At 71.7% G+C, this 21633-nt stretch carries 23 protein-coding genes and 1 pseudogene; 9 read left to right on the top strand and 15 right to left on the bottom strand.

Annotation, left to right across the window (positions count from 1 at the left end):
- The first annotated feature begins 25 nt into the window (after positions 1-25).
- Together MFF58_RS10855 and MFF58_RS10850 are read left to right on the top strand one after the other, a co-directional pair.
- The gene (locus tag MFF58_RS10855) at positions 26-1471 is read left to right on the top strand and encodes a carbohydrate porin (RefSeq protein ID WP_238287219.1); all 1446 of its coding nucleotides are present in this window, start codon (positions 26-28) and stop codon (positions 1469-1471) included.
- 57 nt (positions 1472-1528) lie between these two features.
- The gene (locus MFF58_RS10850) at positions 1529-3064 is read left to right on the top strand and encodes a cation:proton antiporter (RefSeq protein ID WP_238287218.1); all 1536 of its coding nucleotides are present in this window, start codon (positions 1529-1531) and stop codon (positions 3062-3064) included.
- A gap of 127 nt (positions 3065-3191) precedes the next feature.
- Here the strand turns inward: MFF58_RS10850 and gshB are convergent, their stop codons facing one another.
- Both gshB and MFF58_RS10840 read right to left on the bottom strand, forming a co-directional pair.
- A complete protein-coding gene (gshB, locus tag MFF58_RS10845; protein ID WP_238287217.1) occupies positions 3192-4148 on the bottom strand; it encodes a glutathione synthase in 957 nt (318 codons plus the stop codon).
- A 46-nt stretch (positions 4149-4194) separates the two neighbouring features.
- Entirely contained in the window at positions 4195-4485 is a 291-nt protein-coding gene (locus MFF58_RS10840; RefSeq protein ID WP_238287216.1) for a hypothetical protein, read from the bottom strand.
- A gap of 426 nt (positions 4486-4911) precedes the next feature.
- Here MFF58_RS10840 and MFF58_RS10835 point away from each other — a divergent pair, with 426 nt between their 5' ends.
- Both MFF58_RS10835 and MFF58_RS10830 read left to right on the top strand, forming a co-directional pair.
- Entirely contained in the window at positions 4912-5124 is a 213-nt protein-coding gene (locus tag MFF58_RS10835) for a hypothetical protein (RefSeq protein ID WP_238287215.1), read from the top strand.
- Between the two features lie 51 nt (positions 5125-5175).
- Positions 5176-5994: a hypothetical protein gene (locus tag MFF58_RS10830; protein WP_238287214.1), complete on the top strand. Its 819-nt coding sequence runs from the start codon at positions 5176-5178 to the stop codon at positions 5992-5994.
- A gap of 175 nt (positions 5995-6169) precedes the next feature.
- Here MFF58_RS10830 and MFF58_RS10825 read toward each other — a convergent pair whose 3' ends face one another.
- Genes MFF58_RS10825 through MFF58_RS10815 form a run of 3 tightly spaced genes read right to left on the bottom strand, consistent with a single transcriptional unit; the run spans position 6170 to position 9778 of the window.
- On the bottom strand, positions 6170-6793 hold the full coding sequence (locus MFF58_RS10825) for a DUF1254 domain-containing protein (RefSeq protein WP_238287211.1): 624 nt from the start codon (positions 6791-6793) through the stop codon (positions 6170-6172).
- Positions 6781-7485 carry a DUF1214 domain-containing protein gene (locus MFF58_RS10820; RefSeq protein WP_238287209.1) on the bottom strand — a complete coding sequence of 235 codons (705 nt, stop codon included), beginning with the start codon at positions 7483-7485 and terminating at the stop codon, positions 6781-6783. The genes MFF58_RS10825 and MFF58_RS10820 overlap by 13 nt, the downstream gene beginning before the upstream one ends.
- Positions 7486-7489: 4 nt before the next feature.
- Positions 7490-9778: a transglycosylase domain-containing protein gene (locus tag MFF58_RS10815; protein ID WP_238287207.1), complete on the bottom strand. Its 2289-nt coding sequence runs from the start codon at positions 9776-9778 to the stop codon at positions 7490-7492.
- A gap of 292 nt (positions 9779-10070) precedes the next feature.
- Here MFF58_RS10815 and MFF58_RS10810 point away from each other — a divergent pair, with 292 nt between their 5' ends.
- A complete protein-coding gene (locus tag MFF58_RS10810) occupies positions 10071-10562 on the top strand; it encodes a YcgN family cysteine cluster protein (RefSeq protein ID WP_238287206.1) in 492 nt (163 codons plus the stop codon).
- A 13-nt stretch (positions 10563-10575) separates the two neighbouring features.
- Here the strand turns inward: MFF58_RS10810 and MFF58_RS10805 are convergent, their stop codons facing one another.
- The 6 genes from MFF58_RS10805 to MFF58_RS10780 form a co-directional block, all read right to left on the bottom strand.
- Complete coding sequence (locus MFF58_RS10805; RefSeq protein WP_238287205.1) at positions 10576-11262, bottom strand: NrsF family protein; 687 nt, start codon at positions 11260-11262, stop codon at positions 10576-10578.
- Positions 11262-11819 (bottom strand): sigma-70 family RNA polymerase sigma factor, encoded by a 558-nt coding sequence (locus tag MFF58_RS10800; RefSeq protein ID WP_238287204.1) that lies wholly within the window; start codon positions 11817-11819, stop codon positions 11262-11264. The genes MFF58_RS10805 and MFF58_RS10800 overlap by 1 nt, the downstream gene beginning before the upstream one ends.
- Positions 11820-11929: 110 nt before the next feature.
- Positions 11930-12667 carry a DUF1223 domain-containing protein gene (locus MFF58_RS10795; RefSeq protein ID WP_238287203.1) on the bottom strand — a complete coding sequence of 246 codons (738 nt, stop codon included), beginning with the start codon at positions 12665-12667 and terminating at the stop codon, positions 11930-11932.
- 70 nt (positions 12668-12737) lie between these two features.
- Positions 12738-13532: a creatininase family protein gene (locus MFF58_RS10790; RefSeq protein ID WP_238287202.1), complete on the bottom strand. Its 795-nt coding sequence runs from the start codon at positions 13530-13532 to the stop codon at positions 12738-12740.
- Between the two features lie 100 nt (positions 13533-13632).
- Positions 13633-14166, bottom strand: coding sequence for a protein phosphatase CheZ (locus MFF58_RS10785; protein ID WP_238287201.1), 534 nt, complete (start codon positions 14164-14166; stop codon positions 13633-13635).
- A 110-nt stretch (positions 14167-14276) separates the two neighbouring features.
- Positions 14277-14660: a response regulator gene (locus MFF58_RS10780; protein WP_012317888.1), complete on the bottom strand. Its 384-nt coding sequence runs from the start codon at positions 14658-14660 to the stop codon at positions 14277-14279.
- Positions 14661-14945: 285 nt separating this feature from the next.
- Between MFF58_RS10780 and MFF58_RS10775 the strand changes: the two genes are divergently transcribed.
- Positions 14946-15932, top strand: coding sequence for a bifunctional riboflavin kinase/FAD synthetase (locus tag MFF58_RS10775; RefSeq protein ID WP_238287200.1), 987 nt, complete (start codon positions 14946-14948; stop codon positions 15930-15932).
- A 63-nt stretch (positions 15933-15995) separates the two neighbouring features.
- Positions 15996-16214, top strand: coding sequence for a DUF2093 domain-containing protein (locus MFF58_RS10770; RefSeq protein WP_238287199.1), 219 nt, complete (start codon positions 15996-15998; stop codon positions 16212-16214).
- Between the two features lie 196 nt (positions 16215-16410).
- Here the strand turns inward: MFF58_RS10770 and lpxK are convergent, their stop codons facing one another.
- The 3 genes from lpxK to MFF58_RS10755 are packed head-to-tail and all read right to left on the bottom strand — an operon-like array spanning position 16411 to position 19507.
- Positions 16411-17394, bottom strand: a complete 984-nt coding sequence (gene lpxK / locus MFF58_RS10765; protein WP_238287198.1) for a tetraacyldisaccharide 4'-kinase — start codon at positions 17392-17394, stop codon at positions 16411-16413.
- Positions 17394-18725, bottom strand: coding sequence for a 3-deoxy-D-manno-octulosonic acid transferase (locus tag MFF58_RS10760; RefSeq protein ID WP_238287197.1), 1332 nt, complete (start codon positions 18723-18725; stop codon positions 17394-17396). Before MFF58_RS10760 ends, lpxK begins: the two co-directional genes overlap by 1 nt.
- Entirely contained in the window at positions 18722-19507 is a 786-nt protein-coding gene (locus MFF58_RS10755; protein ID WP_238287195.1) for a lysophospholipid acyltransferase family protein, read from the bottom strand. Before MFF58_RS10755 ends, MFF58_RS10760 begins: the two co-directional genes overlap by 4 nt.
- Before the next feature lie 295 nt (positions 19508-19802).
- Between MFF58_RS10755 and MFF58_RS10750 the strand changes: the two are divergent.
- Both MFF58_RS10750 and MFF58_RS10745 read left to right on the top strand, forming a co-directional pair.
- Positions 19803-20294, top strand: a pseudogene (locus MFF58_RS10750) (VIT1/CCC1 transporter family protein); the annotation flags it as partial.
- Positions 20295-20358: 64 nt separating this feature from the next.
- Complete coding sequence (locus MFF58_RS10745) at positions 20359-21282, top strand: metallophosphoesterase family protein (RefSeq protein ID WP_238287192.1); 924 nt, start codon at positions 20359-20361, stop codon at positions 21280-21282.
- A 52-nt stretch (positions 21283-21334) separates the two neighbouring features.
- On the opposite strand, the gene MFF58_RS10740 is transcribed toward MFF58_RS10745, so the two are convergent.
- Positions 21335-21496, bottom strand: coding sequence for a hypothetical protein (locus MFF58_RS10740; protein WP_238287191.1), 162 nt, complete (start codon positions 21494-21496; stop codon positions 21335-21337).
- Positions 21497-21633: the final 137 nt, after the last annotated feature.

Genomic DNA, 21633 nt, shown 5'->3' with positions numbered 1-21633 from the left:
CCGTGCAGTCCCCCAGAAGCGGACAATGTTCCGGATACTCACATCCTGGTTCGTTCTCGGCCTGTGGGCCGTGCCTGCCGCCGCCCAGCAGCACGTCCCGACACCCTTCGAGGGCGCGGGCGCCGATCCCCGCATCTCGGTGTCCCAGCCGGAGACGACCAGCCAAGCCTCGGGCGGCTATGTCCGCTCGGTGGAACCGTATCTCGGGCCGCGCGGCGACCCCTTGGGGATCCGCCCCCTCCTGAGGGAGCGGGGCATCCAGTACAGCCTGACCTACATCGTCGACGTGCTCGGCAATCCGATCGGCGGGGTCCGGCAGGGTGCGATCGTCGAGGATCGCCTGAACCTGCGGCTCAACCTCGACCTCGACCGGCTGGCCGGCTGGGCGGGGGCCACGGTCCACGCCAACGCCTACTTCATCCACGGCACCGGCCTATCGCGCTACTATGTCGGCAACCTGCTGACCACGAGCGTCATCGAGGCGCTGCCCGCGACGCGCCTCTACGTGCTCTGGTTCAACCAGAGCTTGATGGACGGCCAGCTCGGGATCCGGATCGGCCAGCAGGCCGCCGACACCGAGTTCGTCGTCAGCCAGACCGCGACCCTGTTCGTGAACTCCACCTTCGGCTGGCCGGCCATCACCGGGCTCGACCTGCCGAGCGGCGGACCGGCCTACCCCCTCGCGGCACCGGCGATCCGGGCCAAATACGTGCCCGGCAACGGCTTCTCCCTGCAGGTCGGGCTCTATGACGGCGATCCGGCCGGCGCCAACCGCCCGGGGGACGACCCGGACGCACAGCGCCTCGACCGGACGGGCACGAATTTCCGCCTGCACGATCCGGCCCTGCTCATCGCCGAGGCCACCTACGCGTACAACATCGCCCCCGGATCCAAGGGGCTGCCGGGCGACATCACCCTGGGCGGGTGGCAGCATTTCGGCCGGTTCGACAGCCTCCGCTTCGATATCACCGGCGTGCCGCTCGCCGACCCGAACGCCAGCGGGATCGGCCGTCCGGTGCGCGGGAATGCGGGCCTCTACGCGGTCTACGACCAGACCCTCTACCGGGAATCCGGCAAGGACGACGAGGGCCTCGGCTTCTTCGTGCGCGCGGCGTGGTCGCCCACACGCTCCAGCCTGATCGACGCCTACGTGGATACGGGGCTCGCCTACAAGGGCCTGTTCGACGGGCGCGACGACGACACGATCGGCCTCAGCTTCGCCTATGCCCGCATCAGCGACGAGGCCCAGCGGGCCGACCGGGACACGATCCTCTACTCGGGTATGCCGATGCCTCGCCGCCGCGCCGAGGCGGTCATCGAGGCGACCTATCAGGCCGTCGTTGTGCCGGGCTTCACGGTGCAGCCGGACGCGCAATACGTCGTCCATCCGGGCGCCGGCATCGCCGGGCCCGACGGGCGCCGTCTGCGCAACGCGGCGGTGCTCGGAGTACGGGCGACCGTCCAGTATTGAGCCGGCCTGCGACGGCGCAGCCGGGAACGGTGACGGCGCGCCGCCTCTTTCCGCAATATGTTGATCTTCGAGTGGGTTGTCGGCGTCCTGTTCGGCGCCGTCCTCCTGGCCGCCCTGGCCCGCCGGCTGGGCGCGCCCTATCCGGCGTTCCTGGCCCTGGGGGGAGTCGGCCTCGCCTTCGTGCCCGGCGTCCCGAACCTGCGGCTCGATCCCGAACTCGCCCTGGCCCTGTTCCTCGCGCCCGTCCTCCTCGATGCCGGGTTCGACGCCTCAGTCCGGGACATGAAGGAGAACTGGCGGGCGGTGCTGGGGCTCGCCGTCGGCGCGGTCGCGGTGACGACGCTCGCCGTCGCGGTCGTCGCGCGGCTGCTCGTGCCGGACATGCCGATCTCCGCCTGCATCGTGCTGGGGGCGGTGGTCGCGCCGCCCGACGCGGTGGCCGCCCTGGCGGTCCTCAAGCACGCGCCGATGCCCCATCGCCTTGCCACGATCCTGCGCGGCGAGAGCCTGCTCAACGACGCGGCCTCCCTGCTGATCTACCGGCTCGGCGTGGCGGCCGCGATGGCCGGCACCTTCCACCCGGCGGAGGTGGCGCCGATCTTCCTCCTGGGCGTGGTGGCGAGCCTCGTCGTCGGACCCGTCCTCGGCCTCATCTTCGTCGCGCTGACCCGGCGCGTGACGGATCCGGCCAGTGCGATCGTGATGCAGTTCGTCGTCGCCTTCGGGATCTGGCTCGCCGCGGAGCGGCTGGAGCTGTCCGGGGTGCTCACCATCGTCACCTTCGCGATCACGGTCGCCCGCCGGGCACCGGGCATCACGGCGCCACGCGCCCGGGTGATCTCCTACGCGGTCTGGGACACGGCGGTGTTCGTGCTCAACGTCCTGGCCTTCGTGCTGATCGGCATCCAGATCGACCCGATCCGGGAACGACTGACCGGCCCGGATGCGTGGCAGGCCCTGGTCCTCGCGGGCGCGACCTTCGCCACCGTGGTGGTGACCCGCCTCGCCTGGATCCTGCCGACCACCCGGATGCGCGGGCTCGGCATCCGGCAGGCTGGCGCGCCGGCGCGGCTCGGGCCGGGGCTTGCCTTGTCCTGGGCGGGCATGCGCGGCATCGTCACGGTGGCGGCCGCCCTCGCCCTGCCGGCCGAGTTCCCCCACCGCGACCTCGTGGTGTTCACCGCCTTCTTCACCGTGCTGGGCACGCTGATCATCCAGGGCCTGACCCTGCGCCCGCTGCTGGCTCACCTGAAGCTGGAGGACGACGACCCGGTCGGGCGCGAGACCGGCCGCGCCCGGGCCGCCGCCTACAAGGCCGCCCTGGAGAGCCTTACGGACGCGGAGGACGAGCCCGCGACCGACGCGCTGCGCGCCGAATTCCGCGCGGCGCTGGCCGAGGCCGAGGTCCACGAGGAGGGTTTGGCGCCGGAGAGCCTGCCGGCGGACGCCGCCCGTCGCCGCGCCGTGGAGGCCGCTCGCGATGCCGTGCTGTCCCTGCGCCGGATGGGCCGGATCGGCGACGACGCCTACTATCTGCTGGAGGAGGAGTTCGACTGGGCCGAACTCAGCGCCACGCCGAAGGCGGAGACCTGAGCCCGGCGACCCGTCCGGTACAGGCCGTCCGGCTCGCTGATCCCGTCGGGCGACGTCGCGTCCGCGGCCCGTCCGGATTGCCGCCGCTGAAGGTTCCGGGCAGGGCCGGTCGCGACGGATGAAGGCCTCAGACGCCTTTGCGGGCTGCGATGCGCGATTCGATCGCATCCCACACCGCCGCCGACAGGTCCGGGCCACCCAGCCGCTGGATCGCCCGGATACCGGTGGGGGACGTGACGTTGATCTCGGTGAGGTGCCCGTCGATCACGTCGATCCCCACCAAGATCAGGCCGCGGCCTGCGAGTTCCGGGCCGATCGTCGCGCAGATCTCACGCTCGCGCTCCGTCAGCTCGGAGGCCGAGGCGGCGCCGCCCCGGACCATGTTGGAGCGGATGTCGTTGGCGGCCGGCACGCGGTTGACCGCGCCCATCGCCACGCCGTCGACCAGGATGATGCGCTTGTCGCCCTCGGTGACCCGGTCGAGGTAGCGCTGCACAACCCAGGCCTCCCGGAAGGTGGTGGCGAACAAGTCGAACATCGAGCCGAAGTTCGGATCCTTCTCGGTGACCTTGAACACCGCCGCGCCGCCATGCCCGTGGAGCGGCTTCATCGCCACGGTGCCGTGCTCCAGCCGGAACGCCTCGATCTCCGCCTTGTCGCGGCTGATCAGGGTCGGCGGCATCAGCTCGGGGAAGTCGAGGACGAACAGCTTCTCGGGCGCGTTGCGCACCTCGAAGGGATCGTTGACGACCAGCGTCTCGGGGTGGATCCGCTCCAGCATGTGGGTGGCCGTGATGTAGGCCATGTCGAAGGGCGGATCCTGGCGCATCAGCACCACGTCGGCCTCGGCGAGGTCGATCCGCTCCGGCGGCGCGAGGGTGAAATGCGCGCCCTCGACATCCTGGACGCTCAGACGCTCGACCCGCGCGGTCACGCGCCGGCCCTGCATCGAGAGCCGATCGGGCGTGTAGTAGACGAGCGTGTGTCCCCGCCGCTGGGCTTCCAGCAGCAGGGCGAAGGTGGTGTCACCCGCGATCCGGATGTTCTGGATCGGGTCCATCTGGACCGCGACGGTCAGGCTCATCACAAACGCCCCTCGCCAGCGGCGGACATCGCGGCCGGAGGCCGTCTCACTCGTCGGACAGCGACTTGCTGCCCGTACGCTTGTCATAATCGCCGATCGCCGCGCGGCACTCGGCCGACAGCCGCTTGCGGTTGCGCATCATGCAGCGATCCGCATCCTGGCTGTTCGGATCCACACCGGCGCAGAGGCGGAAATAATCGTTCGCGCAGCCGAGCTGCAGGCCCTGATCCTCGCGTTGAGCGTAGGCCGGGCCGGCTGTGAGCGCACACAGCGCCAGCGCCGCGATGGTCAGTCCACGGCGGGAAGCGCGCAGGGATCGTTCCGGAACCAGTCGCATACAGCGGTGTCCTCAAATCTCGTTCGGGCGGAGAACCGATGCGGCGGTCCCCCCTCCACCCGGGACCGGCATATCGGTCGTGCGGGGCGGTATGCAAGCGCCGCAGGTTCGCGGGGGTTCCAAGGCGGATCGCTGCGGCAACGCTTCGCCGCACTGTGGCGGTCCGGCCGCACGACGCGGGGTCGCGGCGAGAAGTGGGCCCCGTCCGCGATCGAACAGGGCCCCAAGTCGAAGGGAGGAAACGCCCGCCATGGGCGACAGAAGCGAAGCAAGTGGCGCGCCAACTCGTACGGAAACGCATCGCCCACCGCCGGAGGCGCGGAAAGAGTCCGTTAACCACGTCGTGATGGATTGCCGGGGTAGCCCTTGCCGACGCCCTCCCGGGCCCGGGCCAGAAGCTCGGATTGCCGACAGGAGCCGGAGATCATGATCGTCATCAAGCCGCAGGAGCCGTGCAGCGCGCCGTCGTCGGACCGTGCATCCGACCCGTTGCACGAAGTGAACAGCGCCGCCACGGCGGCCCTCATCCCGTTTCCCGGTACGGAAGCCCGGCGAACCCGCCGGATCGTCCGCTCCGGCGAGCAGCGCGGCGAGATCCTGCTGTTCCTCGGCGTGCGCTACGAGCGCCTCGCCTCCTGAGACCATACGGGGCCCTTCCGGCCGGCCGCGCCACGACACCGACGGTTTCCCATGCCGATCCCCGACCGCCCGCGGCACGGCCGTTTCCGGACGGCAGCCAGCCTCCTGCCCACGGCGGCGACGCTGGCCCTCCTGGCTGCCTGCACGCAGACCGGCGATTTCGGCCGCCCGCGCACCGGCGTCTGGAACGGCCTCATCGACACCACGGGCAGCTTCAGCACCCATGATCGCGGGCGGCTGCTCCTCGATTCGGGGCTGACCGACGACGAGCTAGCCCTGCGCGACCGCGCGTGGCGCTTCGTCCAGCCCGCCGGGACCTTCGCGGCCTTCGAGGACGCCGTGCTGGGTCTCGCGACCGCGCACGCCACGCCGCCGACGTGGCGCGTCGACGCGATCGGCGCCTATTACGAGGCGCTGACCGCCGAACCGTCCCGCTCACCGGTGTCCCGCTACAGGCAGCTCGGCGACGATGCCACGGCGGATGCCCGTCTGATCCCGCTCTTCACCGCACTTGCCGCCCGGGTGATCGACGCGGATGCCGCCCGTCTGCGCAGCCTGCCCTTCGCCAAGACCCTCGGCGATGCCGACGTGCGACTGGCCGTCCAGCGGGTCGCCGAGAACCGGTGCCTGATCGCCTGGGTGCGGGTCGAAGCGGGCCTGCGTCTCGCCCGCTACCGCTTCGCCCTCGAGCACCTCTTCGCCGCGGCGCCGACTCAGGACGCCGTTTCGGCCGAACGGTCCCTGGCGATGCTGACCGCCCGCCGCAACCTGCTCGACCCGCTCCTGCCACCCGACGCGGCGGCACGATGCGGGCTCGCGCCGCTCCCGCTGTCCGTTGCGGAGGCGGGGCCGCTCGTCGTGAAGAACTGAGCGGGCGTGAAAGACCGGGTGTTGCCGGACGCCCGAATTCACCCTTCGTGAGCTGCTATCCGAACACGGTCGACATCGCCGAAGGGCCGATCCGAGGACGCGTCCGGTCCTCTATACCGCGGCCCAGGGTCGAAACCCGTCGATACAGGGCCCCGACACTCCGGCTTTCGACGCCCTACCGCCCCGATCCCTTGCCGGAGCCATCCTTCCCCGCTTCGTCGGCGGGCGTGTCGGTGGTGCAGGACACGGCCTGGACCGCGGCGTTGGCGGCGGGACGCTGGCTCGGGAGACCGGCGATCACCCGGACCACCACGAAGCCGCGGCTGTCCGGCGCGACGATGCGCACGTCGCGGCTGGGATCGTTCTCGTCGTCGTCGGCGAGCGCCTCGTCGTACTGGGCGCGGGTGAGGATCACGAGGTCCAGGGCGCCGCGAACAGCGGCCTGGTCGGTGACCGCGTAGAAGGCGCCGCGCCGCGCGTGCGCGGCGAGCGACAGGGACAGCGGCCCGGTGCGTGCCGAGACGCGCATCGGGCCGTCCGCGAGGTCGTAGGCGCAGACGCCCACCGCCACGGCCGGATCCGGGATCGGCAGCCACGCCTCGGGCGTGGAGGGGTCGTCGCCGGTCGCCACCGCGTAGATCGATTGCGGATGGTCCAGGCCCTCGCTGGTGCGGGTGCGTGAGACGGCATCCTTCTCCGACAGGACCGGGATCGCCAGCACCGCCGCGATGTGGACGAGGCCGGCGAGGACGAGGCCGACCAGCGTGGCGTAGACGACGCGCAGGCTCACGGGGCGCATCCCAGTCGCGTGACGGCCGGCACGGTGCTCCGGTCGAGGGATCCGACGCTGGCGGCGACCGGCGTGTCGTAGAGGCGCAGCGCGAGCCGTACCGGCCCGCTCGCCCGCGGGCTGGGCAGCCAGTTCCCGGGCTGGACCTCGGGCCCGAGCACCACGGTGAACCGCCCGTCGGCCGAGCGCAGCACCTCCGTAGAGGTGAAGCCCTCGCGCACGGGGGCACGGCCGGGATCCCGCGGGCCGCGGCCGGCGACCGTCAGGGTCCAGGCGCGGGCCGGGGGCGTTCCCCCACCGATCCGGTAGGTGCAGGTGGCGTCGAGCGCCTGACCGGCATCGTCCGCCGCCGCCGTGAGCAGCAGACCCTCGCCCACCGCCAGCGGGATCTCGCCCCTCCGGGCGTTGACCGCGCGGGTGTAGGGATCGGCATTCGCGGCCCCGGCGCGGGGCCAGGCCGTCCAGTCGCCGACCTGCACGCCGCCGAACGGGTAGCCGCCGCTGGTCGCCCAGTCGGCGCTGGCAAGGCCGAGCACGCCGCCGAGGGCCAGAGCATAGGCCGCGAGGCCGGCCACCGAGCTCTTGCGCCACAGGCGGGCGACGAGCCGGCCGACGCCGTTGCGGCGGCCGCGCCGGGACGCGGGATTGGATCCGCCCGCCGCGAGCGCGCGGCCGAACCCCTCGGGCATCGTGAGCTTCATGCGCTCACCGCACCTCGATGAAGCCGCCGACGGACTTCGCGCCCTCGGCGACTTCGCGCGCTGCAGACCCGGCCGCGGCGCGGTCCCCGGGCTTCTTCTCGGTCTTGCGCGGCTCGCCGGCGGCGCCGGCATTCGCACCCGCCGCCGGCCCGCGCTCGACCGTGCGGAACAGGCCGTTGAGGCCGCTGATCACCTCGAAGGAGCGCCGCGACAGCTTGCCGTACGCGCTGGCATTGGGATCGATCGGGGCCGTCGGTCCGCCGGAGGCCTGCTGCTGCGCGGCGCGCGGGCTGTCCTTGAGGCCGGGCAAGCCCTTGATCTCGATGCCGCGGTGCGCCGGCTCCATCACGTCGTGCCAGGTCTGCGCCGGCAGCGAGCCGCCGGTCAGCTTGTTGGTCGAGGTGTGATCGTCGTTTCCGAACCACACGGCACCGACGTAATTGCCGGTGTAACCGACGAACCACGCGTCCCTGTAGGCGTTCGTCGTGCCGGACTTGCCGGCGACCTTCACGCCCTCCAGCTGCGCCCGCTTGCCGGTACCCTCCTCGACCACCTTGTTGAGCATGAAGTTCATGTCGGCCACGACCTGGGGCGGGAGCACGCGCTCGGGCGCCTCGTCGGCGTGGCGATAGATCACCTCGCCGGAGGAATTCTTCACCTCCATGGCCGCGTAGGGCTTGGCGCGGAAGCCGCCGTTGGCGAAGACCGCGTAGCCCGCCGCCTGATCGATCACCGTCACCTCGTCCGAGCCGATCGGCATCGAGACCGTATCGATCAGGTTCGAGGTGATGCCCATCTTGTGGGCGAGGTCGGTGATCTTCGCGCGGCCCGCCTTGGCGGCCCGGGCCTCGTGGGAGATGCCCATGGCCTTGCCGAGGGCGATCGAGATCTTGATCGGGATCGTGTTGATCGACTTCGCCACCGCGAGCCACATCGGGACCCGCCCGGAATAGGACCGGCCGTAGTTCTGCGGGCACCAGTTGCCGATGCAGACGGGACTGTCGACCACGACGGTTTCGGGCTTGAACAATCCGGAGGCCAGGGCGGCGGAGTAGACGTACGGCTTGAACGAGGAGCCGGGCTGGCGCAGCGCATCCGTCGCCCGGTTGAACTGGCTCTCGCCGTAATCGGCGCCGCCCACCATGGCGCGGAGCGCCCCGTCGGGGTCGAGGATCACCATGGCGGCCTCGTCGACGTCGAGGGCGTCGCCCGACTTGCGCAGCGTGTCGGCGACCACCTCGTCGGCGCGCTTCTGGATGGCGAGGTCCAGCGGCGTCTTCACGGTCAGCACGCGATCGTTGCGAAGCTTGCCGGCGTCGGCCATGCCCTTGATCTCGCCGAAGGCCCAGTCGAGATAGTAATCCGCGGTGATGTCGCGGGTGCGGGTCACCGGCGTCGCCGGATTGCGCAGGGCCGTCTGGATCTGCCCCTCGGTGACGAAGCCCGCCTCCACCATGTTGTGCAGGACGTCGGCCGCGCGGGCGCGGGCCGCCGGAAGGTTGACGTGCGGGGCGTACTTGGTCGGCGCCTTGAACAGCCCCGCCAGCATGGCGGCCTCGGCGAGGCTGATATCCTTCAGCGGCTTGCCGAAATAGTAGTCGGCTGCCGCCACCGCGCCGAAGGTGCCGCCGCCCATGTAGGCCCGGTCGAGGTAGAGCTTCAGGATCTCGTTCTTGGTGAGGTGGCTCTCCAGCCACAGGGCCAGGAACGCCTCGTTGACCTTGCGTTCGAGCGAGCGCTCGTTCGTCAGAAACAGGTTCTTGGCGAGCTGCTGGGTGATCGACGAGCCGCCCTGGGTGCCGCCGCCGCCCTTGGAATTGTTCACGAGGGCCCGGAGCGTCCCGATCGGGTCGATGCCCCAGTGCTCGTAGAAGCGCCGGTCCTCCGTGGAGACCAGCGCCTTGATCATGATGTCGGGGAAGTCGTCGAGCTTCAGCGAATCGTCGTGCTTGATGCCGCGCCGGCCCACCTCGGTGCCGTAGCGGTCGAGGAAGGTGACGGCGAGGTCCTGCTGCTTCAGCCAGTTCTCGCTGGTGAGTTGGAAGGCGGGCTGTGCCAGCGCCAGCATCAGCACCGCGCCGCCCGTCCCGAGGGTGACGCCCTCGCTGGTCAGGTCGAGGGCGGCGCGCTTCCAGCCGCGCACCGCGAAGCGCCCCATGACGCGCTGGAAGCGCTCGTAGACGTCGCCGGTGGACCGGCCGCCGTCGTACAGGGTGGCGTTCACCCAGGCATCGAACGCGAGCGCGGCGCGTTCGAGGCGGATCTTGATCTCGGTGATCGTCGGCAGGCGCACGATGTCGAACCCGGCTTGTCGAGCGCCTCTGCGGCGGATCCTGGCGGCGGATGGTCGAACGCCCGCGCCGCGGGCACGGAACCTGCGCCCGCACCACGGCGCGGCGTCCGGAGTCCATAGCAGGATCCGGATCCCTCGGCGAGGCTCTGCGCAGTCTCGCGAAACGCCGCGGACGAGCTTGGGCATAACGCGCCAGCGGGCGATCCGGTCGCACACGGTCGCCCGCGGCGCCGCTTGCCCCCGCGCGGCGGCTCGGGCAGAGAGGCGCCTGCCCGTTCAAGAGACCTCAACCATGTCCAAGCCCGAGGCGCCGCGCCGCGGGGCGGTCGAGCCGTTCTGGCGCACCACGTCGCTCGAAGCCATGACCCCGTCCGAGTGGGAGAGCCTGTGCGACGGGTGCGGCCGGTGCTGCCTGATGAAGCTCGAGGACGAGGACACCGGGGAGGTCCACCACACCGATGTCGGCTGCACGCTGCTCGACGGCTTCACCTGCCGCTGCCGCGACTATCCCCGGCGCCAGAAGCGCGTGCCCGACTGTGTCCGTCTGACGCCCGAGGCGGTGCGGACGATCGCGTGGCTGCCGCCGACCTGCGCGTATCGCCTCGTCAGGGATGGGGAGCCCCTCTATCCCTGGCACCCGCTGATCTCGGGCCGGCCGGGAAGCGTTCACGAGGCCGGGATCTCGGTGCGCGGCCGGCTCGCCGGCAACGAGGAGGAGTTCTCGGAGGACGAACTGCCGGATCAGATCGTCGATTGGCCGGGGCGCGACCCTTACGCCGATTGAGGAAGCAGCCCGATCAGCTCAACCTGGCGTCGCGGCTGAGTAGCCGCCCCCCGGCCAGCCCGTTCGCCGCGATGATGAGGGCGACCGCCACCGCGTGGATCAGGAGATCCGTCGCGGTCGCGTCGTGGGGATGAACCGGCATCAGCAGGGCGGCCGCCGCGGCGGCGACCGCCAGACCGCCGAGGGCCGCGGTGAGGTTCGGCCGCAGCGGGCACGCGCGGCGCAGCATGACGACGATCAGCGCCGACAGCGGCACGGAAACGCAGACGAGGAAGCTGAAGCAGCCCGTCACCGTGTGGCCGCCGGGGATATCGGTCCCCGGGGCGATCCATTCCCGCAGGCAGCCGAACCCGCTCGCGCCGATCCAGAGGGCCAGCGGCGGCAGGGGCAGCAGCGCCCAGCCGGCGGAGCGGCCCGGAATGCTGGTCGCGAAGGCCGCGAAGGCGGACACGGCCGCCGTCAGCACCGCGCCGAGCGCCGCCAGGGCGAGGTCGGGCACGCGCATGCGCAGCATGAACCCTCCCGTCCCGGCCAAGGCCGCCAAGCCGAGCCCGAGCAGCAGGGCCGCGCCGAGCCACAGGGCCGCGCGCGCGACCGGAGAGGGCAGGGGCCGCACGGGGTCCAGCCGGCCCGCGAGCTCCTCCACGAGGCTCTCGTGACGCGTCATCGCGCAGCTGGCGCGGCTTCCGTCCCCAGGCATCACTCCTTCTCCTGCGTCAGGCTGGCCCGAAGCGCCTTCAGTGCACGGTGCAGATTCACCTTGAGCGCCCCCTTGCTGCGGCCGGTAAGCGCCGCCGTCTCGTCGAGGGACAGCTCGCGCATGCCGAGGTGCTCCACCGCCTGGCGCTGCCCATCGGGGAGCGCCGCCACCGCGCGTGCCAGGGCGGCGGCGCGATCCCGCGCCTCCAGGCCCTGGCCGGGGGCGGGGCCTGGATCGACCTCGGCCTCGTAGGCCAGGGGATCGTTGACCTCCCGGGGACGGCGGCCGGCCCGCCGCAGGCGGTCGATCGTCCGCCGTTGCGTGATCGCCCGAAGCCAGGGCAGGAACGGGCGGGACGGGTCGTAGCTCGCCCGGGCGCGATGGACGGTCATCAGCGTATCCTGGACGACATCGTCCACGGCCTCGCCACGCACGCCCTGCGCCCGCGCGATCGCCGACACGACCGGAAGACAGGCCTTGAGCAGGGAGCGGTACGCGACCGCGTCGCCGCCCTGCGCCGACGCCATCAGGGTCGCCAGTTCCTCTTCGAGCACCATGCGGGCTCCGCCGCCGTTCCGTTCCCCGGCACGCGTCGTATCTAGCGCACGGCCGGATCCCGGCGCCAGCGTCCAGCTACGGGGAGCCATGTCGCCGGCCATCACGAGGATCATCGCAGCGCCTCCCGGCCGGCCCCGGACGGACCGAGGCGGGCTGCGCCCAGGAAGCGCCCGTCCTCCGCCTGCAGCAGCAGGGCCGCCGCCTCACCGTCGGGACGCGCCGGCGTGAAGGTCTCGGCCGCACCGGACCAGGAGCCGAGGTCCTGTACGGAGCGCACGATGTTCACCTGCTCGATGGTGCGTCCGGCATTCTCGCCGCGCAGCACCTTCGTGGTGCGGCTCGGATCGAAGCCCACCAGCAGGACGCGGCCCGCGCGGCTTCCCGAAGGACTGCCCGGGCCGATCTGCGCGACGAGGCGGCCGTCGTCGCGGACCAGCGTCATGGGAATGGCGGGTCCGCCGGCACGCGCCCGTGCGATGGCCGCGCGAAGGCCGGCCTCGTCGGACCCGACCAGACCGACCCGGCCGTCGATCACGGCCTGCGGCGTGTAGCTGGAGCCGCCGAGGCGGGCGGCGTAGGCCTCCTGGCGCGCGGTGGCGGCCGGGAGGCTGTAGGGATCCCGCCAGTTCAGGTGGTTCCAGTAGGTGACGTGGAAGGCGAGCGGCAGGACCTCAGACCCCTCCTGCGCGAGCCGGCCAATCAGCGCCTCCGCGGGCGGGCAGGACGAGCAGCTCTGCGAGGTGAACAGTTCGACCACGACGGGGCGCTCCGCGGCGGCGGCCGGACGGGGGGAGGCGCCGAGGGCGCCGCAGAGGCACGCGATGGAGATCAGAAGGGCAGGGCGCATGTCCGGAACTCCCGCATACCGGCGGATCTCGCCCGGCGTACCGGTTCCTTCGACCGGGCGGCGGCGGCGGTTACGCCTGCCCCGACCCGTCGAGTTCGAAGGCATCCACGTCGTGCAACAGGGCGATGAAGGCCGCGGCGGCGTGGTCGAGCGCCGCGCGCCCGGCCTCGGCCGTGCCGATCCGCGCGTCGCCCAGCGCCCCCGATGGGTGAAGGTCGCCGGCTTTCCAGGCGAAAGCGGCCGGGCGGCCGGCGCGCAGGTGGGTGAAGTCGCGGGCCATCGCCAGCGTCCGCGGCGGGAAATCGGCGATCCGGTCGGTCCGCACGAGGTCGGGCCGCAGGGCCAGCATCAGCGCGGTCTCGACGCCGCCGGCATGGATGCCGTGCGCGATCTCAGCGGCCGGGAACAGGCCGTCCGGGTAGCCGAACCGCGCCCAGGCGGTGGTCACCGCCACCATGCCGAAGCGGGCCCGCAGCTCGCCCGCCACGAGATCGATGAGCGCGCTGTTGCCGCCATGGCTCGTGACGATCACCAGCTTGCGGCAGCCGGCGCGGTGGACGGCCGCGCCGAGCCCGGTCCAGGCCGCGAGCCCTGTTCCGGTCTCCAGCGACAGCGTGCCCGGGAAGGCGTCGTGCTCGTCCGACTTGCCCACGGCCTGCACGGGCAGCTGGAGGACGTCGAGGTCGGCCGGCGCGCGCGCGCGCACCCGGGCGAGGTAGCCCTCGGCGATGTCGCAATCGGTGGAGAGCGGGAGATGCGGGCCGTGCTGCTCGACGGCGGCGACCGGCAGCACCGCGATCGCCCGCCGCATGTCGCGGCTGGAGAAATCGTCCGTCGTGAGATCGGACCAGAGCCGCATCGCCATTTCTGCCCTGGTCTCCCTCCGGCGCCGCGGAACGGCCGCTCGCGTAGGACGGTCTAACCGGCGCGGGTCTCCGGAGTCGACGGCCGGGGACCGGATCGCGTCAGGCGAACAGCGCGTCGATGTCGTCCTGGGAGGGGGTCGCCTCGATGGCCTGGGGGCCGTTCAGCATCAGATCCTCGGCCCGAGCCCGGCGGGCGCGCTCGGCCGGGTCCATGGCGGCGGCGTCACGGGCCTTCACGGCGCCGACGAATCGCGCGAGTCGCTGCTCGAACAGCCGGAGCGACTCCACCACCTTGGCGATCCGCTGGCCGGTGATGTCCTGGAACGCGCAGGCCTCGAAGATCGTGTTGATGCGATCCTCCACCGCGTCGCGGTAGCCGGGCCCGTCCGGCAGGCCGAGCATCGCCTCCGCGGCTTCCATGATCGTGTTGGTGGCGCCCGCGGTGGCCGCGACGACGCTGCCGAGTTCCTCGTGCGCCATCGGGATCCGGTCGCGGCTCATCTCGTTCGCCCGCAGCGCACCGATCTCCTCGCGAAGATGGGCGATGTAGTCGGCGATCTCGATCAGCTCCGAGATCACGGCTTGCGGTTCCCGAAGCCGGAACTCGGCCTGCCGCGCAAGGACTGACGACATGCTTTTCTCCTCGGATCGATGGACGCCCTCGCTCTCCGGACCGCGTCTCGACACCGTCGGGGGCGAGGGCGATCCGGACGAGCGATGCGGGGAGCGCTGCACGGGGCCGTTCAGCTCCCGCAGACTGCTTCGATCTTCGACTTCAGCGTGGCCGCGTTGAACGGCTTGACGATGTAGTTGTTCACGCCGGCCTTCTTGGCGGCGATGACGTTCTCGGTCTTCGATTCGGCCGTGACCATAATGAACGGCGTGGTCCGGAGGTTTTCGTCGGCCCGGACGTGACGCAGCAGCTCGTACCCCGTCATCGGCTCCATGTTCCAATCCGAGATCACGAGTCCGTACTTGCGGCCCTTGAGGCGCGCCAGTGCTTCGGTACCGTCCGAAGCGTCATCGACCTCCTCGAAGCCGAGCTGCTTCAGAAGATTACGGATAATGCGGACCATCGTCTGGTAATCGTCGACAACGAGGATCGGCATGCTCAAATCGAGAGCCATCGAACAACTGCTCCGTATTGCCCGGCGGGAGGCCGCGGCGGCTCCCGGATCAATTAACGCTTCGCTAACTCGGCGTTCTAGCTGCGATGCACAGCATTGAAAATAGGGCAAGCGCATTGCGAAGCCGTTAATCGCCGCGTCAGCCGCTCGGCACCGGGCCCGGTGGCGCGGACCGACCTCGCTTGACCCCCCGGACACCTTTCGGCAGGGTCCGGCGGCGTCGGGCCCCTCGCGGACATGTCAGGCGACCCCATCCGACCTTTCCGAGCATCCGACCCCGAACCGATGGTCCCAGGCGACGAGACGGCCGCGCGGCCCTTCACGATCTGCGGGGCGGACATGCCGGTGCCGCCTGTGCTGAGGGGAGCCATCGCGGCGATCGGCAATTTCGACGGCGTTCATCTCGGCCACCGGAGGCTCGTGGAGCGCGTGCGCGACGCGGCCCGCGAGGCGGGCCGTCCGGCGGTCATCCTGACCTTCGAGCCCCATCCCCGGGCCTATTTCATGCCCGACGCGCCGATGTTCCGGCTCACCGGCCCGGCCGCCAAGGAGATCGTGTTCAACCGCCTCGGCCTCGACGGGCTGATCGTGCGCCGGTTCGACAGCGCGCTGGCCGAGACCGGGGCCGGCGCCTTCGTGCGCGACTTCCTGAAGGCTTCGCTCGGCCTGTCCGGGGTCGTGGTCGGCCACGATTTTCATTTCGGCCGGGGCCGCGAGGGCACCCCGGCGATCCTGGCGGAACTCTGCCGCGGGTCGGGCATGAGCTGCCGGATCGTCGCGCCGGTCGCCCTCGGCGATGAGACCCGGCCGGTCTCGTCGAGCGCGATCCGCGAAGCCCTCGCCGCGGGCGACGTCGTTCGGGCCAACGCCCTGCTGGGCTACCGCTGGTTCGTGCTGGGACCGGTGCGTCACGGCGACAAGCGCGGCCGGGAGCTCGGCTTCCCCACCGCCAACATGCGGCTGCCCGATTGCGGGCTGGCGCACGGCATCTACGCGGTGCGGGTCCGCCTTGGACCGGGCCGGTTCCGCGACGGCGTGGCGAGCTACGGCCGCCGCCCGACCTTCGACGACGGCGCACCGCTGCTTGAGACCTACCTGTTCGACTTCTCCGGCGATCTCTACGGCCAGGAGATCGCCGTGGAATTCATCGGTTTCATCCGCGGTGAGGAGCGGTTCGCCAGCGCCGATGCGCTGGTCGAACGCATGCATGTCGATGCGGATGCGGCGCGGGCCATGCTGGCGCGCGATGAAACCCCGTCGATGCTGATCTGAGTCCCCTGGGGGATTGCGACGGGGTCGGATCGTGTAGAAGACGGGATCGAGCAGGAGGCGGACGTGCTGGGTCGTTTCGAGCGCGCGAACAATGGCGAGGCCGTGGTCGAGTACGGCGACGGCACCATGCGGGTGGTCAAGCCCGGCAGCTTCGTGCGCTGCGCGGTGACCGGCGAGCCGATCCAGCTCGAAGCGCTGCGCTACTGGAGTGCCCTGCGCCAGGAGGCCTACGCCTCCCCCGAGGCGATCCTGCAGCGGCTGAAGGAAACCGGTCGGCCCTGACCGGCGCCGGGACCGCGGGTGCGGGACGCCTGATCCCCGCAGCGCGGGAAACCCGGGCCCCATCGCCTGCCGGGATCGGGCGGAGGCGCCTGGACCGTCGCCATCCCGGTGCACGGAAGGCGAGCCGCGAACGGCAATGCGGAGCGTCGAAGTCCGGGCCCTCGACTCCCCGCCGACCCGAGCCCTGCGCGGTCCCTCACGACGTGTCGCGGAAAACGCCGCTGAGCTGGCGCTGCAGAGCCTCCACGTCGTCGAGGACGAGGCTCACGCGCAGCACGCGAACGCCCGCCGCGCCAGCGAGCGGCAGGCGCACGGCATCCTTCTCGGTGGTGACGAGGTCGGCTCCGAGAAGCCGCGCCTCCGCGGACAGGGCGGCGAGGTCCCTGTCCCGATAGGGATGGTGATCCGGGAAGGTCCGCGTGCCGGCGATCTCCGCTCCCCCCTCCCTCAAGGTGGCGAAGAATTTCTCGGGTCGGCCGATCCCGGCGAAGGCGAGGCAGCGTCGACCCACGAGACCGTCGTCGTCGCGAACCAGGCGTGCCCGGTGCACCGGCAGGCCACGGCGCTCCGCCTCCCCGGCGAGCGCGTCCCCCGCGGCCCCGTCTCCAACCACGATCAGCCCGGAGACGTGCGGCCATTGCCGGTCGAGCGGCGCGCGCAGCGGCCCGGCCGGAAAGGTCAGGCCGTTGCCGATGCCGGCAGGACCGTCGACCACGGCGAGGGTGATGTCCTTTCCGAGCGTCGGGTTCTGCAACCCGTCATCCATCACGACGGTGTCGGCGCCGAGCCTCCGGCACAGGGCGGCCCCGGCCGGACGGTCGCGGGACACCACCGTCAGCCCCCGTCGGGCGAGGAGCAACGGCTCGTCGCCGACCTCCGCGGCCCCGTGCCGGCCCGGATCGACCTGCATCGGCCCGGCGATCCGACCGCCGTAGCCGCGGGACAGGAAGGCGGGTGTGCGGCCGCGCTCGATCAGCAGGGTTGCGACCGCGAGGGACGCGGGTGTCTTGCCCGCCCCGCCGAGGGTGAAGTTGCCCAGGCACACGACAGGGCAGCCCGCCGCGACGCCGCGATCGTCCATGCGCCGGGCCACCAGCGCCCCGTAGGCGGCCCCGAGCGGGGCGAGGCAGCGGGCGGCCGGGTGGTCCGGTCCTCGCGCCCAGAAGCCCGGCGGCCGCATCAGGCCCGCGCGAGCGGGCGCACCCGGTCGCTCCGGTCGAGGCGCTGAAGCTTCATCTGCGCGACGAAGGGATCGAGCACCGCGAGCGTCCGCGCCACCGCGCCTTCGAAGGGGCGGAGGGCGTGGTGTCCGGCCCGCGCCATGCCGGCGAGGCGCGCCGGATCCCGCAGGAGCTCGCCGGCGAGGGAGGCCAGGTCCACGCCGTCGCGCACGGCCAGGGTCCCGCCCGCGCGATCGAGGGCTTGGTAGATCGCGTCGAAATTCTCGGTGTGCGGCCCGTGCAGCACCGCCGTGTCGAGGCGCACCGGCTCGATCGGGTTCTGGCCACCCCGCGGGACCAGGGAACCGCCGAGGAACACCAGGGGGGCGAGGCGGTAGAACAAGCCCAGCTCGCCGATCGTGTCGGCGATGTAGACTTCGATGGACGGGTGCGGGCGCCCGCCGGTCGAGCGTCGCGCGCTGCGCAGGCCGACGGCGCTCGCGCACTCGACGACTTCCGGCGCCCGGGCGGGGTGGCGCGGCGCGATGATGGTCAGGAGTTGCGGGAACTCCGCCTTGAGCATCGCGTGCGCGTAGGCGACCATGGCCTCCTCGCCCGGATGGGTGCTGGCCGCGACCCAGATCGGCCGGCCGGCGATCATGGCGCCCAGATAGGCGAGCTGCTGCGGATCGGCCGGCGGCACGGGCGCGTCGAACTTCAGGTTCCCCGCGACGCTCACCCGCGGCGCGCCGAGCTTGGCGAAGCGCGCCCCGTCCTCCTGGGTCTGGCTGAGGCAGATGGCGATCCGCGACAGCAGCGCCTTGGCGGTGCGGGGGCAGCGCTCCCAGCCGCGGAATGAGCGCTCCGACATGCGCCCGTTGACCAGAATCAGGGGAATCTTGCGCTCGTCCAGTTCCAGGATCGTGTTGGGCCAGATCTCGGATTCGGCGATCACCGCGAGGTTCGGCTGCCAATGGTCCAGGAAGCGCGCCATCCAGCGCGGCGCGTCGAGCGGCATGTACTGGTGCACCGCTCCGATCGGCAGGCGGGCGCCGATCAGGTCGGCGGCCGCGCGCGTCCCCGTGGTCACCAGCACCGAGAAACCGCGGGCGATCATGCCGTCCACGAGGCCGATCAGCGACAGCGCTTCGCCGACACTCGCCCCATGCATCCAGGCGAGCGACCCAACCGGGCGGGCCCGGCCCGGCAGGCCGCGCCGTTCGGGGAGCCGCAGCGGGTCCTCCTTGCCGCGCTGCGCGCGCCATGCCAGCAGCCCTGCCAGTGCCGGCTCGCCGATCCACAGGCCGGCCCGGTACACCTGCAGCGGCAGGGTCACGGAGGGGCGCCTCACGCCGCGTCTCCGATCGGCGCCGATGCGGTGGAGGCGGGCGGATCGCCGTAGAGCTTGGCCCGGTCGGCACGCCCGACCAGCGCGTAGGCTTGGGCATGGACCCGGTCCATCTCGGCCTCGACGTGGCGCCGCAGCGCCTCGAACGCCTCGCCCTCGCAGTCGCGCGGGACGTAGACCGCATCGCCCAGCACCACCGCCCCGCGGCCGAAGGGCAAACCCAGGCAGGCGCGGTCCCAGGAGCGGAAGCGCAGGTGCCGGCTCGTCACCACGGCGGCGGGGACGATCGGCCGGCCGGAGAAGCGTGCCAGCGTGAGGATCCCGGCGTCGCACCGGCGCGAAACCTTCGGCACGTCCGCGCTGAAGGCCACCGAATCACCGGCCTTGAGGGCGCGCAGCATCGCCCGGAAGCCCTCGGCGCCGCCCTTGGCGCGGGTGTCGCTGGTGCGGCTCCGCCCGCGGGCTCCGGACGCCCGGATCACGCGCACGCCGAGCCGTTCCAGCGCGATGGTGTTGATGTTGCCATCCGGGTTCTTGGAGATGATCGTGGCGACGCGGTCGCCCGGGCGGCGCATGAACGGCATCATGATGTGCTGCCCGTGCCACATGCCGGCGATGAGCGGCAGCCGCGCATCCATCCAGACGTCCACGCCCGCCGGGCCGGCGCCGGCAGCATGGACCTCGAACCGGTTCGTCGCCTGAACGAGCCGCAGATACGCCGCCGCGAGGCGGCCGAGGGCCTGTTGCACGGCGGGATGACGGAGGAAACGCTTACCGAGGCTCATGTCACGCCTGAGGCGGCTGGACCGCCAACGCCTGATCGGTTCCGGATCGAAACGGACCGTGCATGCTCTAGCCCCCGCGCCTGAGACGAAACAATCGGTCTCGCCCACAACCAGACGGATAGGGTCGCCGGTGCCGGCGGCCGTTCCGGCGCCGCGGATGCTCCCGCGGCGCGGCGAAAACACGGCGGTACCCTTGTTTAGACCAATTCCAGACTGTAGATTGGAATCGATCCAGAAAGGGGTTTTTGGGATGGCAGCTGCCCTCGTCAGCACCGCGGAGACGGCCACAGAGGCCCGTCGCGCCTTCGTCCTGCGCTACGTCCAGCCGGGCTTGGCCGGCCTGATCGACGGTTCGGTCTCGACCCTGGCGCCGATTTTCGCCGCGGCCTTCGCCACGGGTCACAATGGCGCGACCTTCCTGGTGGGTCTGGCGGCCTCGGTGGGGGCCGGGATTAGCATGGGGTTCACCGAGGCCCTGTCGGACGACGGCCGCGTCACCGGTCGCGGGCAGCCGTGGCTGCGCGGGCTCGTCTGCGGGGTCATGACGACCCTGGGCGGCCTCGGCCACACGCTACCCTACGCGATCCCCGACACGCTTCCTGCAGGCTGGCCGAACCCGTTCATTCTCGCCACGAGCCTCGCCATTCTGGTGGTGGTGGTCGAGCTCGTCGTGATCGCGGCGATCCGCACGCGCTTCATGGCGACGCCCTTCTGGCGGGCGGCCCTGCAGGTGCTGCTCGGGGGCGCACTGGTGCTCGCCGCCGGTATGCTGATCGGTAGCGCTTGACGTCGGTGCCCGCGCCCGCGATGCGAGGCGGGCTCTCCGGTCCTCTGACGCGTGATCCCCGGCGTTGACCTTCCGCCTCGCCCATCTCAGCGACCCGCATGTCGGCCCCCTCGGCCGGGTGCGCCTGCACCAGCTCCTCGGCAAGCGCGCCACCGGCTACGCCAACTGGCGGCGCGGTCGCTCGCGCAGCCACGACATGTCCGTGCTGGAGGCCCTGGTCCTGGACCTGAAAGGGCAGGGGGCCGGGCACATCGCCTGCACGGGGGACCTGTGCAACATCGGCCTGCCGAGCGAGTGGGAGACGGCGCGCACCTTCCTCGAAGCCCTGGGTCCGCCCGAGGCCGTGAGCTTCGTGCCGGGGAACCACGACGCCTATGTCCGTGGCTCGCTGGAAGGTCTGCTCGCCGCCTGCGGGCGCTACACCGGCGACGATTCGGGATCGTCGGGGTGCTTTCCCTACCTCAGGCGGCGCGGGCCCGTGGCCTTGGTCGGCCTCTCCAGCGCGATCCCGACGAAACCGTTCGTGGCCACCGGGCGCCTCGGCGCGCCGCAGCTGGCCGCCGCCGAGTCCCTGCTGCGGGCGCTGGCCACCGAACCGGGCCGGCCGTTCCGCGTGGTGATGATTCACCATCCGCCGCAGCCCGGCGGCGCGGCGGCCGGGCGCGAGTTGAAGGATGCGGCCGCCTTCACGGCCATGATCGCCCGGGCGGGCGCCGAGCTGATCCTGCACGGCCACAACCACGTGCTCAGCAGCGCCGTGATCCCGGGGCCGGACGGGCGCAGCGTGCCGGTCGTCGGCGTTCCCTCGGCCTCGGCCCGGCCGGACGGGCACGGGGCGATCGCCTCGCGCCGCGCATCGTATCTTCTGTACGAGATCACCCCATCGGGGGCCGCCTTCACGGTCAGCGCCCGCCGGCGGGGCCTCGATGCGGCCGGTGTCCTGTGCGACCTCGGCCCCGTCGACCTGGGCCCCGTCGACCGCGCATGAGGCCGAGGGCCGGCGCGTCCCGGATGGGCGGTCGCGCTGGCCAGTTGGTTGATCAGGCGGTCGCGCTCAGCAGATCGGATTGTTGCTGACGGCTCAGGCTCGCTTCGTAGCGCTCGGCCTGAAGACGGGTGAGACCACTGATCAGCGCGAGCGTTCCGCGATACACGGTGTAGGTTCCGTCGTGGGTCGGCTTGACTCGAATCACCTCTGCCATGGGAGCCCTCCTGTGCTTGAGGTTGCCAGCTCTCGTCCGAATAGATCGCCCCTTCCATTTGCCTGCGGATCGAGCCCGCGGATGACGGCGAGGTTATCTGCCGCGCGGTGCCTGGCAAGGCCCCGCAGGCACGGAAT

Source organism: Methylobacterium longum (assembly GCF_022179385.1).
Classification (GTDB): Bacteria; Pseudomonadota; Alphaproteobacteria; order Rhizobiales; family Beijerinckiaceae; genus Methylobacterium; species Methylobacterium longum.
Note: the sequence above shows the minus strand (reverse complement) of the source record. Positions and strands in the feature narration are given on the sequence as shown.